This window comes from Flavobacterium sp. LC2016-01 (genome assembly GCF_009711135.1).
Classification (GTDB): Bacteria; Bacteroidota; Bacteroidia; order Flavobacteriales; family Flavobacteriaceae; genus Flavobacterium.
The window spans coordinates 1-12,436 of the sequence record NZ_WMIC01000015.1 but is presented as its reverse complement, the minus strand read 5'-3'; the positions used below and the strand labels follow the sequence as shown (position 1 = coordinate 12,436).

Genomic DNA, 12,436 nt, shown 5'->3' with positions numbered 1-12,436 from the left:
CTTAAAACTTCAAACCTGAAACAAATTTCCTGTTATTTTATTTTTTGAAATATTTGCTTTCCTCCACAATTAAAAACATAAGAACTAGAGAATAAATCTATTTTCTTGATATTTTTAACCAACTTATTTTTGTTGTCCAAAAAAACACATGTATTCATGTAGATCAAAATTATCTGATTCTTATTAGGCACAGTGGTAATAATTAATCCTCTATTTATAAACTCTAAATATTTTTTATAATCACTTCCATTCTCATCTTTAAAAACATTGTAACCTTGCTGTATTAAAAAGTTTAGTTTGTCCACTATTTCTAAATAATCTTTTTTATTGAAATTTAAAATAGAGCAAGCTCCAACTTCTTTGTCAATTACATATATATCAACTGACTTAGATGTACTATATACAATCACAGAATCGCTCACTTTTGAGATTAAATTTTTCTCAGAGAAATCATTCTTATATAAAACACTACTAGCGACAATACTTTTTGTATATTTTTTAGTCAGCAACAATTTATCAATTTGCAAATCTTGAGAGTGCAGAAAAGCAGGAAAAAAGCAAATCAGGAATTTTAAAAATATTCTCATTTAATTTAGGAGTCTTATATATAAAAATTAAAATTTCAGAACAAACATTCTAGTCTTTTCAAAGTTAACAAAATAGATTGCAGTAAACCGGACAGGCTTTAAAAACCAATCACATTTCTGATAAGATTTAACCGCAAAGAGCGCTAAGGATTATACAATCCCGATAGCTATCGGGAGCAAAGTTTTAGATAAAGCTTTGCGAACTTTCCGCAATGTAAATGCAATCTATATCAAAAAATCTTAGCGTACTTTGCGTTAAAAACTACAAGTCGAAAAACAAACTTGAAACTTGAAACTTCAAACCTGAAACAAATTTTTCTGTAACTTTGCATCATGAAAATAGAAATTTGGTCGGACATTATGTGTCCGTTTTGTTATATCGGAAAAAGACAATTGGAAACCGCTTTAGAACAGTTTCCTGGAAATGATTTTGAAATTGAATGGAAAAGCTTTCAACTTGACCCAACAATTACTCCACAATCCGGAAAAGACGTTTATACGTTTTTAGCTGAACGAAAAGGCATGTCGCTTGAACAATCTAGAGAAATGCATAAAAGCGTCGCAGAACGCGCCAAAAGTGTTGGTTTGGATTATAACTTTGACAAGGCTGTTATTTCAAATTCTTTAGAAGCGCACCGAATTATTCATTTAGCCAAAAAGAATAATTTAGGCGATGAAATGGAAGAAATTTTCTTCAAAGCTTATTTTACAGATGGCCGAGATTTAAATGATGGTCCGACATTAATAGAATTAGGTGAAAAAGCGGGTTTAGATAAAAATGAAATCTTGGAAGTGCTCCAAAACGAAAATTTATTTTTAAACGATGTGCAGCACGATATTACAGAAGCGCAGGAAATTGGTGTGCAAGGCGTTCCGTTTTTTGTTTTTGACCGTAAATATGCTGTTTCTGGTGCACAGCCTGTAGAAGCTTTTGTGAATACTATAAATGAAGTGCTGAAATAATCTTAAGCTTTGTCCTAAACAAATGTAATGTCAGCTAAAAAAACAGATCAAAATATTCCGCTCCTTGGCCTTCAGGAATTCAAGACAAATCAAGACAGGGATTCTGATCAGTTAATATTTAATGAACTGCATGGAGAACGCCACATTCATAAACCGCATCAGCACGATTTTTTTATAATCGTGCTTTTTGATGAAGCTAAAGGCGTTCATAATATTGACTTTATCGATTATAAAATCGGAAATAAACAAATTCATTTACTTTTTCCCGGTCAAGTACACAAATGGAATATAGAACCGGACACAACTGGTTACCAATTAATGATTGACAGAGATTTTTTTGAGAGCTTTTCTTCAAGTTTCCGATTTTCATTTGCTCAATATCACAATCATCCCGTAATAGAGCTCAGTCAGGAATCATACAATCTTTTGCAGTATGAATTTTTAGCCATTAAAAATGAATTAGAAAGTGCAGACTGCCTTCAGGAATTAATCAGTTCCCGAACAGCAGTTCTTGCTTCGATCATAAGTAAAGAAGCAGCGAAAATCTTTTCTGATCATGATATTTATCAAACAGAATCTAGAATTGCAAGATTTCAAGAATTAATCGATGCTTATTTCAAGGAAGAAAAATTAGTTTCTTTTTACGCTTCAAAACTCCATATTTCAGCAAATTATCTCAATATTCTCTGCAAAAAACATTTGAAAATTTCGGCCACACAATTAATTCAACAAAGAATTATCCTGGAATCTAAACGGCATCTTAAAGCCACTTCACTTTCAGTAAAAGAAATTGCCTTTGAATTAGGTTTTGTAGATCATGCTTATTTTTCAAACTTCTTTAAAACCCAAACCGGAATTACACCCACTAATTTTCGAGAACAGTTATCTTGGAATAAATTTTTCAGGTTTGTTAATGATCTGAATTCTATTTTTGTACAAATAATTAATTTGTATGAAGGACTCAAATATAACCCGAAAAGATTTTTTAAGAAACTCTGTGCTTGGAGTAGCTGGACTGACAGTTGGCTCAAGTTTTCTGAATACCGCAACAGCTTCTGCAATTACTGAAACCAATTCAGAAATAAAAACTGCATCCAGTAAAAATTATACTTTAAAAAATGTCAGGTTAGAAACTGGTTTTGAATACGAAGAAGTTGAAGCTGTTCGTACTAAAACAGAATTATTTTGTATTGAAATAAGCGACGGAAAAATAAAAGCTATTTCGGCAAACAAACCTAATGCAACAGCTATTGACGCAAAAGGATTTTTGATGCTTCCTGCATTTCGTGATATGCATATTCATTTAGACAAAACTTTTTATGACGACTGGCATGCCATAAAAAAGAGAACTGGCGGTGTAAAAGGAATGATTGCGCTGGAACAACAGATTTTGCCAGAAATGCTGAAAACTTCGACTCAAAAAGCGGAAAAATTAATTGCGTTATTACAATCTCACGGAACTTCATTTGCGCGCAGTCACGTAAACATTGAACCGACTTCAAAACTGCAGTCGCTAAAAAATCTTCAAAAAGCTTTAGAAAACAAGAAAAATACTTTTGGTGCAGAGTTGGTTGCTTTTCCGCAGCATGGTGTTTTTTATACCGATTCCGTTCCTTATTTAAAAGAAGCAGCCAAAATGGATATCGATTTTATTGGCGGTCTTGATCCTTTTTCTATTGACGGCGCCATCGAAAAAACGATTGATTTTACGGTACAATTAGCATTAGACAATAATAAAGGGATTGATATCCATTTGCATGAATCTGGAGAATCTGGAGTGAAAACTATTGACTATTTAATTGCGAAAGTAAATGAGAATAGCGCTCTGAAAGGAAAAACCTTTTTGAGTCATTGCTTTGCTCTCGGAAAACTGGACAAAACCAAACAGGAAGAAATGGCAGAAAAATTAAGCAATGCTCAAATAGGAATTGTTTCGACCGTGCCTTTTGGAAGTTTAGTTATGCCGATTCCAACTTTAATGAAATATGGCGTGAATGTCATGACCGGAAACGACAGCATTATAGATCATTGGAATACTTTTGGAACAGGAAGTGTTTTACAGAAAGCAAATCTTGCGGCTCAATTATACGGACAAGCAACTGAATTTGGATTATCAAGAATGTTGAAGTTAGCAACCGCAGGTTCAATTCCTCTAGATGACAAAGGTATTCAGCAATGGCCAAAAACAGGCGACAAAGCTGATCTTGTTTTTCTTGACGCAACTTGCTCTGCTGAAGCCGTTTCAAGAATGTCACCTGTACGAATGCTTATACATAACGGAAATATTGTTTAACTAAAAAAAGCCTAAAGAACAATTGTATTTCTTTAGGCTTTTTTTTTTTAAATAACTCCCATTTTCTGCATTAAGAAAGTGGCACTTTTATTTTTACAGATTCCGTTTCTCAGTTTATAATCAAAATGAAGTTCGTTGTTTCGAATTTCGACTTCAAAACATTGATTCGTCAGAATATCAGGAAATTCATTTGTTGTCAAGCAAACTTCAATATCATGAGTTGCAATTGCTCCAATTGCTTTTTTAGCAATTACTTTTTTAACGACTTCAATAGTTCCATTGCGTTTGTCATCAGAATTTGTTCCTCTTAAAATTTCATCTAATAAAACAAAAGCTGGTTTATCTTCTAAAGCAACCATAATTTGTTTTAGACGCTTAATTTCTGCAAAAAAGTACGATTCACTATCTGCTAAAGAATCAGATAATCGCATTGAAACTAAAACTGGAAGTGGATGAATGTTAGCTTTTGACGCACAAACAACTGAACCAATTCCGCCTAAAACCATATTGACACCCAAACTTCTTAAAAAAGTACTTTTTCCAGACATATTTGAGCCCGTTAAAATCATAAAGGATTCGGGATAAAAATGAGTATCGTTCCCTACTCTAGTTGCTGGATTTAATAAAGGATGACTTAGATCTGAAAAACCAATTTTATATTCAGAATTGATTTCTGGAAAAACAAAATCAGGATTATTATAGGCCAAATTCGCTAAACTGCTTAAAGCCTCAAATTCACCAATAATAGCAATCCATTTTTCAAGTTCTTCTGAATAATCTTCTTTCCATTTTAAAAGCGCTCTCAAAACGTGAAGATTAAATAAAAAAGTCCCATTGAAAAAAGTAGCCGTTACAAAATTGCTGATCGTATCCATTCTAGAAAACAACTCCGAGAGCTGTTTTAAATGCGCACTTGCGGTTGCATGTTTAAAAACAAGCTGTTGCTGTAAATCAATTAACTTTTTAGAAGTAAAAGTTTCTGCTTCAATTTTCTGAACCAATAAACTGTACTGTTTTATTATTTTATCAATATTATCTGCTTTTGCAATTTCTGATTGAATTCGTTTAAATGACTTCCCTAAAATAATCATATTCGCTATAAAAACGTAAGTCAGATAGGATAATAAAATCGTTTTTGAAGTAATAAAATAAGCCATTAATATTCCGAAAAATAATGCTGGAAATATAAATGAAAGTAAAACTAAAACTTTAGGTAATGAATTGTTTTTAAATGAATTCCAATGAATTATAGAGTCATATGAAGATTTACTGTCAGTACTGACAATTGCTAATGCCAAGAAATCTTGACGCCAATCGATTTTGGTTTTAAGCTCTTTAATTCCTTCTTGATTTTCCAAAATCGTTTCACTAGAAAAAAGACGAAGCAATTGATTTGCCAATGTTTTTTTTCCGATAAATGTGGCAGTTCTATTCAAATTTTGAAATAACGAATGATCCCCAAAAACATCTAAATCATAAGCATACGGATGATGAAAATCATTGAATTCTATTCCGTTTTCAAAAGGTATTTTTTCTCTTTTTAAATACGCGATTTCATTTTCATTGATTTTTAAAAGTGCTGTTGTAAGCTGTTTTTGAAAAGATAATTTAGTGTGGATTCTCATCAAAAAAATAAAACCAATAAAAGATAAAAAAGCCAGCACGACATACAGAATATCATTGGTTTTGATGTAATAAAACAACATAAACAAACAAAGAAAAACTGTTAACAGACGTAAAATACTGATACTGTTGTATTTTTTATTGATTTTATTATAAACACTGGAGAAGTGTGTGACTTTATTTTGATATACTTCCATTTTTATTTTTTATTGAAGTACAAATATAAATTTTACACTTTCAAAACTGCTATTTTAATACTTTATCTTTTTATTCCTTTTCATGCATGACTAAAACAGGTACTGACACTTCTTTGGTGATTTTTTTTGAAAAACTTGATTCGAAAATACTCTCAAAAAAAGATCTCTTATGTGTTATAGTCGTCAGAATATCAATGTCTTTGTAAAGAATAAAATCGAGAATGGTTTCTTTGACTTCGTCACTTGGTAAAACCAAAAATTCTACATTATCATGGGCAAATTCTTGTTCCCATTCTTTAATTGTCATTTCTGAAACATCAGAATTTGAAGTTTTTACATATAAACTTCGAACTTTAGCATCTGTCTTTTTTGCAATTTTCAGAATTCTTTTAAGTACATCTTTATCTTTTTCTCGGTATCTTGTTGTAAAGCCAATAACTTTGATCTTTTTAAATTTGGCATCAACAGGAACGCATAATACTGGCACTTTAACCTCAGATATCACCGAATTGGTGTTTGATCCGGTAAAAAATTTCGTCCAGTCAGAAACTCCTGTGGTTCCCATAATTACAAAATCGATATGATCTTCTTCGACAGCATTTTTCAAATTGAAAATTAAATCACCATCCATCAATCGATGTTTGATGACAATATCTTCTAATTTTCGCTCTGCTGCAATAGCCCTTAGTTTTGGAATTTCATCTTTAAACATCTCAAATTTAGCCAATTCAATAGAACTATAGATCGAGGCATAATTTTCTGGAAAAAATTGACTGTCATACACCGGAATCTCAAAAGTATGAAGTAAAACAAGCTCGGCGTTGACAATTTTGGCAAACTCTAACGCATGAACAAACGCATTTGTAGCTGCTTCAGAAAAATCTGTAGGAAATAATATCTTTTTCATTTTGTTTAGGATTAGTGTATTGTTCTCTCAAATTTAATCATTATAAAAACAAAACAACCTGATAATTATCAGTATTTTAACACTTAATAAATTCTTAAAACACAAATTTAAACAGGAACAGATTTCAAATTTACGCATCAGTTTGACAACGCAATTTTATCGCATTTTTTATACCTTTGCAGTATGATAAATCAAGATTCTATAGTTGCATTAGCGACTCCGTCTGGAGCTGGAGCTATTGCTATCATTCGTATTTCAGGTGCTGAAGCAATTACAATTGGAAATTCCATTTTTAAATCCATTAAAAACAAAGATTTAACGAAACAGAAAACTCATACGCTGCATTTAGGTCATATTATTGATAATGAAAAAACGCTTGATGAAGTTTTAGTTTCTATTTTTAAAGGTCCGAACTCTTATACAGGGGAAAATACGATTGAGATTTCTTGTCACGGATCAACTTATATTCAGCAGCAGATTATTCAATTATTATTGAGAAAAGGATGTAGAATGGCAGATCCCGGTGAATTCACGCTTCGTGCTTTTCTTAACGGAAAATTGGATTTATCTCAAGCCGAAGCGGTTGCCGATTTGATTTCTTCAGATAATGAAGCTTCGCACCAAATTGCTATGCAGCAAATGCGAGGCGGTTTCAGTAATGAAATTGCCAAACTTCGTGAAGAACTTTTAAACTTTGCTTCGTTAATCGAACTAGAATTAGATTTTGCAGAAGAAGATGTAGAATTTGCAGACAGAACGCAGTTTCATGAATTATTAAACCGAATTGAGTTTGTTTTAAAACGTTTAATCGATTCATTTGCTGTCGGAAACGTAATCAAAAATGGTATTCCGGTTGCTATAGTCGGCGAACCAAATGTTGGAAAATCGACTTTGCTGAATGCTTTATTGAATGAAGAAAGAGCAATTGTTTCAGACATTGCAGGAACGACTCGTGACACAATTGAAGATGAATTGGTAATTGGCGGCATTGGTTTCAGATTTATTGATACTGCAGGAATCCGTGAAACCAAAGATGTTGTGGAAAGCATTGGAATCAAAAAGACTTTCGAAAAAATCGATCAGGCACAGGTTGTCATTTATTTGTTTGATGGTTTAAAATTTCAGGTTTCAAGCTCTGAATTTGTTTCTGAGATTGAACAAATAAAAAATAAATATCCGCTAAAACCTTTATTAATTGTTGTAAATAAAAAGGATATATTGTCTGCTGATGAAGTTTCAAACATTACCTCTAAGCTTGAAAATCTGAATGCAAAATTACTATTGATTTCTGCTAAAGAGAAAATTGGTGTCGATGACTTAAAAAATGAATTACTTTCTTTTGTTAATACAGGAGCACTCCGAAACAACGAAACAATTGTAACTAATACAAGACATTATGATTCTTTATTAAAAGCTTTAGATGAAATACAAAAAGTGAAATTTGGCCTTGAAACTAATCTTTCAAGCGACTTAATGGCGTTGGATATCCGCGAAGCTTTATATCAATTTGGATTGATTACTGGGCAGGTTTCTAATGATGAATTGCTTGGGAATATTTTTGCTAATTTCTGCATCGGAAAATAGAGGAGTTCATAACTAAAATTGGACACAAAACACAATAGTGCTACTTATATTTTGATATAAACAATAATGAAAGAGTTTTTTACTAATATAAATTTTTTCCCTAAAGTTAATCTTCACTCCCAGAAATTAGTTTTGTGCTATTAAGTAAAATAATATAGGGTTTTAAAGTATATATAGGATTCAAATCATAGCATTACCAAACTTGAGTTGTTCAACTGAGGCTAAAATTGGTTTATTCCTTAATGTTGAATCTGTCCTTTTTGATCAGAAGGGTATAGCGATATGCAGCGTTGGCCTGATGCCTTGCGTTGTATTTCTTGCACCCGTTTCAAAGAACATTTTTCCCTCAATCAAAAGTCCTCCTTTTCCGAAATAAGCTACTCCTGGACCATATGCAAAAACGCTTTGTTTGGTGTTTACGATCTGATAATGCGTTTTGTAGTAATTGGGATCCCCATCGTAGCTGTCTTCATTGAGCTGACTCAGATAGTACGCCCCCGCCTGCAGGTGCAGGTTTTTAATCACTTCGAACTCAACAGCATAGTTACCGTTATAGAAAGCCCCTGGCTTGTCCAGCTTTCCTAGTATCTTCGAGTTGTAGTTGAACTGATTTCTTGAGCTTACAGTGACTTTGTCGGTAAGGAATAATGTAAAGGCATGGTACACCCCGAAAGTGTAAAGGTGAGAGGAGGGATTTATGGCATATTTCTGATGATAGGATCCTGTCGGGAAAGATATATCAAATTCAGCGCGGTGTGAAAATGCTTTTCCAAACAACTTTTTACCGGACCACTGTATCGATGTGCCCTGCAAGATATCCCCGATCATCGAGGGATTCACATTCGGAGGCTGTTGGCTTGCGCTTGTTGCGTTAATATTCACAACAGGCACCACCACAGTAAATCCAAGATTCCCTCCCAAAAGTTTTACAGACGTCAGATAGATGATCTGATGCAGGGAAAGCAGCGAGTTGATCTTAAGGTCGGTATGCAGGTCATTTCCGCTTGCATCGTTAATTTGATGTGTAACATAAGCCTGTGTGTAGTTCACATAAACAAACCCTGGTTTTCCGGCAAAGCCGTCGTAGATGTTCGTTAGTCCCAGATTCGTAGGCGGAAGCACCGGGTCCTGACCGTAGCAAATGTTGGTCAGGGGCAGAAATGCCATCGCTAACAGGACTGTTTTTACAGACAGAATATCTCTTAAAAATGTAGTTTTCATCGGATGCAGAATATTAGGATGTATTCTTTGGTCCCGCGATGTGAAAGTGACACTGCATAACCAGCTCCCTTGCCGGTCTTCGTGTATTTTCCTTCATTATGCAGGTGATCAAGCACTTTGAAAACCATTTACGCGCGCTTTCAAAATTTATATGGTTGCAGAAACCTGTTTTAATTTGAGATATTCTTTTAATTGTTATACGCTTTTTTACGATGAGAATTCGTTATGAGTGCAATGGGTAATCCCACTAATACAATATGCCAGGTAATACTAATTATGGCATTTAAAAGAACAAATGGCGCCGGTGGAACATTAGAAAGAGGAAAGACAATCAGATTCATTACTATCCAGATTCCAAATCCATAAATAATTCCTGAAATAACAGTATTTGCACGAATAAGCCTACTTGACTGATAAGCAAGATAATATAGCGTTGCCATGATAATACTGGAGAGCAAATGGATAACAACTCCTTCAATAATTGATGACGAACCGGCTCCAAATGCTGATGGCCCTTCAATTGCACTGGCAATCCATTGCATAAATTTACTCGGACTAAAATTTAAACGGATATGGAAGAAGATTATACCTGCAATACCGTCTAGTACTGCAGCCACAGTTCCAGAACATAAAATAATCTGCGCCGCAGACCATTCTTTTTTATTATTTATTATTTGATTATTTGTTGACATAAAGATTTAAATTTAATTTATTGATAAACAAGACCTTCTGATCAATAATATAAAGTAGTCATCGAGAAAATTTTTGGCTTGTTTCTGCAAATGATAAACAAATGATTTGAAGCGAAAGATTCATGTTTAAGATTTTTTACACAAAGACTTACTTAATCCATTAAATACTTCAAATAGTTTCGCTATAGATTTTTCAAACCAAAAAATTAGTTACTATAAGGGCTGCAAAAAATATTGGTTCAAAATCAGTGCATCTAACATGATTATTAGAGAGGAAATCTTCCATCCTCCTCCATAATCCATTTAATTGCGCGTTATTTATTTTTATTTTCAAATTATTTAACTCAAAAAAATAACGCGTATTTTGCTTTTATTTTAGATGCGAACGAAGCATCCATGCCATCTTCTCGTGAGTTTCTAAAAGCCCGGTAATGTAATCACTTGTTCCTAAATCGCTCCAAACCGAGTCAAAATTTTTAATATTCTCACGAAGCAGAATAAGAATGCTTTCATGATCCTCAAGCAGTTCACTTATATATCCCAAACTATCATTTTTCGTTCTGGACTGTTCCGATAACTGCGTAAGCGCCAGAAATTCTTTCAAAGAAGCTGGAGGATAATGCCCCAAGGTTCTTATCCTTTCTGCCACGCTATCAACAATTTCATCTAGTTCCTCATACTGCTGTTCAAAAAACAGGTGCATGCTGTGAAAATCTTTTCCCTCCACATTCCAGTGTGCTTTTCTTGTTTTGGTATAAAGTACAAACTCATCAGCAAGAATTTTACACATAGCATTGGCTACTCCAGCAAGATTTTCTTCCTTAATTCCAATTTTAATATCCATAATTCATTTTTTTATTTAATTATAGTCAAAAAATAATCTAGCTGACGTAATGCTCTTTTAATGCCTTCAGCCCATCTTCATAAATTCCCTGAAAAAGAGAAGACGCCTCCTGATCTGAAACATCAACTGGAGCAAACTCTCCAAACCATTCCACACGAGAACCGCCTCCGTCACTGCTTTTTTTAACTCGTAAAGTAGAATAGTAATCTTTTACCGGAAATGGAGCCTGCAGAATGTGATAACTGTAGCTTCGCTCCTTTTCGTCAAAAGCCATTAGACGTTCAATAATAACACTCCCATCCGGATTAGCCAAATGACGGACTCTTCCTTCTTCCTGCAGTTCAGACTGAGGAATGTAGGGCAGCCAATTAGGAAGGGCATTAAAGCCTCCTATTAATTGCCAAACTTTATCTGCCTCAACTGGAATTTCGATAAATGCAGCTGCTTTTGCCATAATAATCTTATTTAATATTTATCATTTTTTGTCTATCGGAAGCGGAGCCGCGGGATCAACTAAACCTTGATTACGTAATTGTTTCCAAAAATCATCAGGAATTACTTCGTTAAGTGCTTCATTATCTTCTGCTAGACGCGAAGGTCTGCTCGCACCAGGAATGGCCGCCGCCACGGCGGGATTGGCAATAGAAAACTGCAGACCGGCGGCTTTCATACTTACTCCAAACTCGTCAGCATTTTTTTTAATTTTTGCCACTTTGTCCAGAATTTCCGGAGAAGCTGGAGCATATTCAAAAGTCAAGCCGCCAACCAGAACACCAGAACTATAAGGACCGCCAACAACAATTCCCAGACCTTGTTTTGAAACTTCTGGCATAACGCGCTGCAGTGCTTTACTGTGATCCAGAAGCGTATAACGGCCTGCCAGCAAAAAACCATCAGGACGGGCTCCTTCCAAACTCAATATAATTTCAATAGGCTCTACACGATTCACACCGAGTCCCCAGCCTTTGATTACGCCTTCATCACGCAGACGGTCCAGTACTCTAAAAGCTCCTTTTCGTGCACTTTCAAATTTGTCCAGCCATTCGTCGCCATAAAAATCCTGAGCAACATCATGAACCCAGACAATATCCAGATGATCTGTCTTAAGTCTTTTTAAACTGCCTTCAATGGAACGCAGCGTACCATCTTCAGAATAGTCATTTACAATTTTGTTGGGACGCCCATATTTAAATAGATCTCCTTTTTCACCTAAATCTCTGGCGCTGATATCCTCTACCTCATCCAGAATCACACGGCCGACTTTCGTACTCAACACATATTCTTCCCTAGGGTATTGTGAAAGTATTTCACCTAGACGAATTTCTGCCAGGCCGGCGCCGTAGAACGGAGCGTTATCAAAATAACGTATCCCAGCGTTCCATGCAGCTTCCACAGTAGCAGATACTTCATCATCAGGAACATTACGAAACATATTGCCCAGTGGAGCTGAACCGAAGCCTAGCTTCCCTGGAAGTATATTTTTTATTGACATAATACCTATATTTTATTATTACTATTATTTTAG

General features: G+C 34.5%; 12 protein-coding genes. 4 read left to right on the top strand and 8 right to left on the bottom strand.

The annotated features are described in order from the left end of the window. Window positions 1–32: 32 nt before the first annotated feature. Window positions 33–587: a hypothetical protein gene (locus GKZ88_RS21970; protein ID WP_155104449.1), complete on the bottom strand. Its 555-nt coding sequence runs from the start codon at window positions 585–587 to the stop codon at window positions 33–35. Between the two features lie 333 nt (window positions 588–920). On the opposite strand from GKZ88_RS21970, the gene GKZ88_RS21965 reads away from it, so the two are divergent. Genes GKZ88_RS21965 through GKZ88_RS21955 form a run of 3 tightly spaced genes read left to right on the top strand, consistent with a single transcriptional unit; the run spans window position 921 to window position 3,843 of the window. Beyond that, entirely contained in the window at window positions 921–1,550 is a 630-nt protein-coding gene (locus GKZ88_RS21965; RefSeq protein WP_155104448.1) for a DsbA family oxidoreductase, read from the top strand. Between the two features lie 27 nt (window positions 1,551–1,577). After that, window positions 1,578–2,618 (top strand): helix-turn-helix transcriptional regulator, encoded by a 1,041-nt coding sequence (locus GKZ88_RS21960; RefSeq protein WP_155104447.1) that lies wholly within the window; start codon window positions 1,578–1,580, stop codon window positions 2,616–2,618. Further along, entirely contained in the window at window positions 2,503–3,843 is a 1,341-nt protein-coding gene (locus tag GKZ88_RS21955) for an amidohydrolase (protein WP_155104446.1), read from the top strand. Before GKZ88_RS21960 ends, GKZ88_RS21955 begins: the two co-directional genes overlap by 116 nt. Window positions 3,844–3,890: 47 nt before the next feature. Here GKZ88_RS21955 and GKZ88_RS21950 read toward each other — a convergent pair whose 3' ends face one another. Both GKZ88_RS21950 and GKZ88_RS21945 read right to left on the bottom strand, forming a co-directional pair. Then, window positions 3,891–5,663 (bottom strand): DNA mismatch repair protein, encoded by a 1,773-nt coding sequence (locus GKZ88_RS21950; protein WP_155104445.1) that lies wholly within the window; start codon window positions 5,661–5,663, stop codon window positions 3,891–3,893. 70 nt (window positions 5,664–5,733) lie between these two features. Further along, window positions 5,734–6,570, bottom strand: a complete 837-nt coding sequence (locus GKZ88_RS21945) for a universal stress protein (RefSeq protein WP_155104444.1) — start codon at window positions 6,568–6,570, stop codon at window positions 5,734–5,736. Between the two features lie 183 nt (window positions 6,571–6,753). Here GKZ88_RS21945 and mnmE point away from each other — a divergent pair, with 183 nt between their 5' ends. Beyond that, complete coding sequence (gene mnmE / locus GKZ88_RS21940; protein ID WP_155104443.1) at window positions 6,754–8,154, top strand: tRNA uridine-5-carboxymethylaminomethyl(34) synthesis GTPase MnmE; 1,401 nt, start codon at window positions 6,754–6,756, stop codon at window positions 8,152–8,154. Window positions 8,155–8,418: 264 nt separating this feature from the next. On the opposite strand, the gene GKZ88_RS21935 is transcribed toward mnmE, so the two are convergent. The 5 genes from GKZ88_RS21935 to GKZ88_RS21915 all read right to left on the bottom strand — a co-directional run bounded on the left by GKZ88_RS21935 (window position 8,419) and on the right by GKZ88_RS21915 (window position 12,403). Further along, entirely contained in the window at window positions 8,419–9,375 is a 957-nt protein-coding gene (locus GKZ88_RS21935; RefSeq protein WP_155104442.1) for a transporter, read from the bottom strand. Between the two features lie 188 nt (window positions 9,376–9,563). Then, window positions 9,564–10,067 carry a hypothetical protein gene (locus GKZ88_RS21930; protein ID WP_155104441.1) on the bottom strand — a complete coding sequence of 168 codons (504 nt, stop codon included), beginning with the start codon at window positions 10,065–10,067 and terminating at the stop codon, window positions 9,564–9,566. Window positions 10,068–10,437: 370 nt separating this feature from the next. After that, complete coding sequence (locus GKZ88_RS21925) at window positions 10,438–10,911, bottom strand: DNA starvation/stationary phase protection protein (protein ID WP_155104440.1); 474 nt, start codon at window positions 10,909–10,911, stop codon at window positions 10,438–10,440. 37 nt (window positions 10,912–10,948) lie between these two features. Beyond that, entirely contained in the window at window positions 10,949–11,365 is a 417-nt protein-coding gene (locus GKZ88_RS21920) for an SRPBCC family protein (RefSeq protein WP_155104439.1), read from the bottom strand. A gap of 21 nt (window positions 11,366–11,386) precedes the next feature. Continuing rightward, window positions 11,387–12,403, bottom strand: a complete 1,017-nt coding sequence (locus GKZ88_RS21915; RefSeq protein WP_155104438.1) for an aldo/keto reductase — start codon at window positions 12,401–12,403, stop codon at window positions 11,387–11,389. Window positions 12,404–12,436: the final 33 nt, after the last annotated feature.

Bases quoted from the DNA above. Each gene is read 5' to 3' on its own strand.
- GKZ88_RS21915 (WP_155104438.1), bottom strand. From the start codon at position 12,403: ATGTCAATAAAAAATATACTTCCAGGGAAGCTAGGCTTCGGTTCAGCT.
- GKZ88_RS21925 (WP_155104440.1), bottom strand. From the start codon at position 10,911: ATGGATATTAAAATTGGAATTAAGGAAGAAAATCTTGCTGGAGTAGCC.
- GKZ88_RS21950 (WP_155104445.1), bottom strand. From the start codon at position 5,663: ATGGAAGTATATCAAAATAAAGTCACACACTTCTCCAGTGTTTATAAT.
- GKZ88_RS21945 (WP_155104444.1), bottom strand. From the start codon at position 6,570: ATGAAAAAGATATTATTTCCTACAGATTTTTCTGAAGCAGCTACAAAT.
- GKZ88_RS21970 (WP_155104449.1), bottom strand. From the start codon at position 587: ATGAGAATATTTTTAAAATTCCTGATTTGCTTTTTTCCTGCTTTTCTG.
- GKZ88_RS21955 (WP_155104446.1), top strand. From the start codon at position 2,503: ATGAAGGACTCAAATATAACCCGAAAAGATTTTTTAAGAAACTCTGTG.
- mnmE (WP_155104443.1), top strand. From the start codon at position 6,754: ATGATAAATCAAGATTCTATAGTTGCATTAGCGACTCCGTCTGGAGCT.
- GKZ88_RS21965 (WP_155104448.1), top strand. From the start codon at position 921: ATGAAAATAGAAATTTGGTCGGACATTATGTGTCCGTTTTGTTATATC.
- GKZ88_RS21935 (WP_155104442.1), bottom strand. From the start codon at position 9,375: ATGAAAACTACATTTTTAAGAGATATTCTGTCTGTAAAAACAGTCCTG.
- GKZ88_RS21920 (WP_155104439.1), bottom strand. From the start codon at position 11,365: ATGGCAAAAGCAGCTGCATTTATCGAAATTCCAGTTGAGGCAGATAAA.
- GKZ88_RS21930 (WP_155104441.1), bottom strand. From the start codon at position 10,067: ATGTCAACAAATAATCAAATAATAAATAATAAAAAAGAATGGTCTGCG.
- GKZ88_RS21960 (WP_155104447.1), top strand. From the start codon at position 1,578: ATGTCAGCTAAAAAAACAGATCAAAATATTCCGCTCCTTGGCCTTCAG.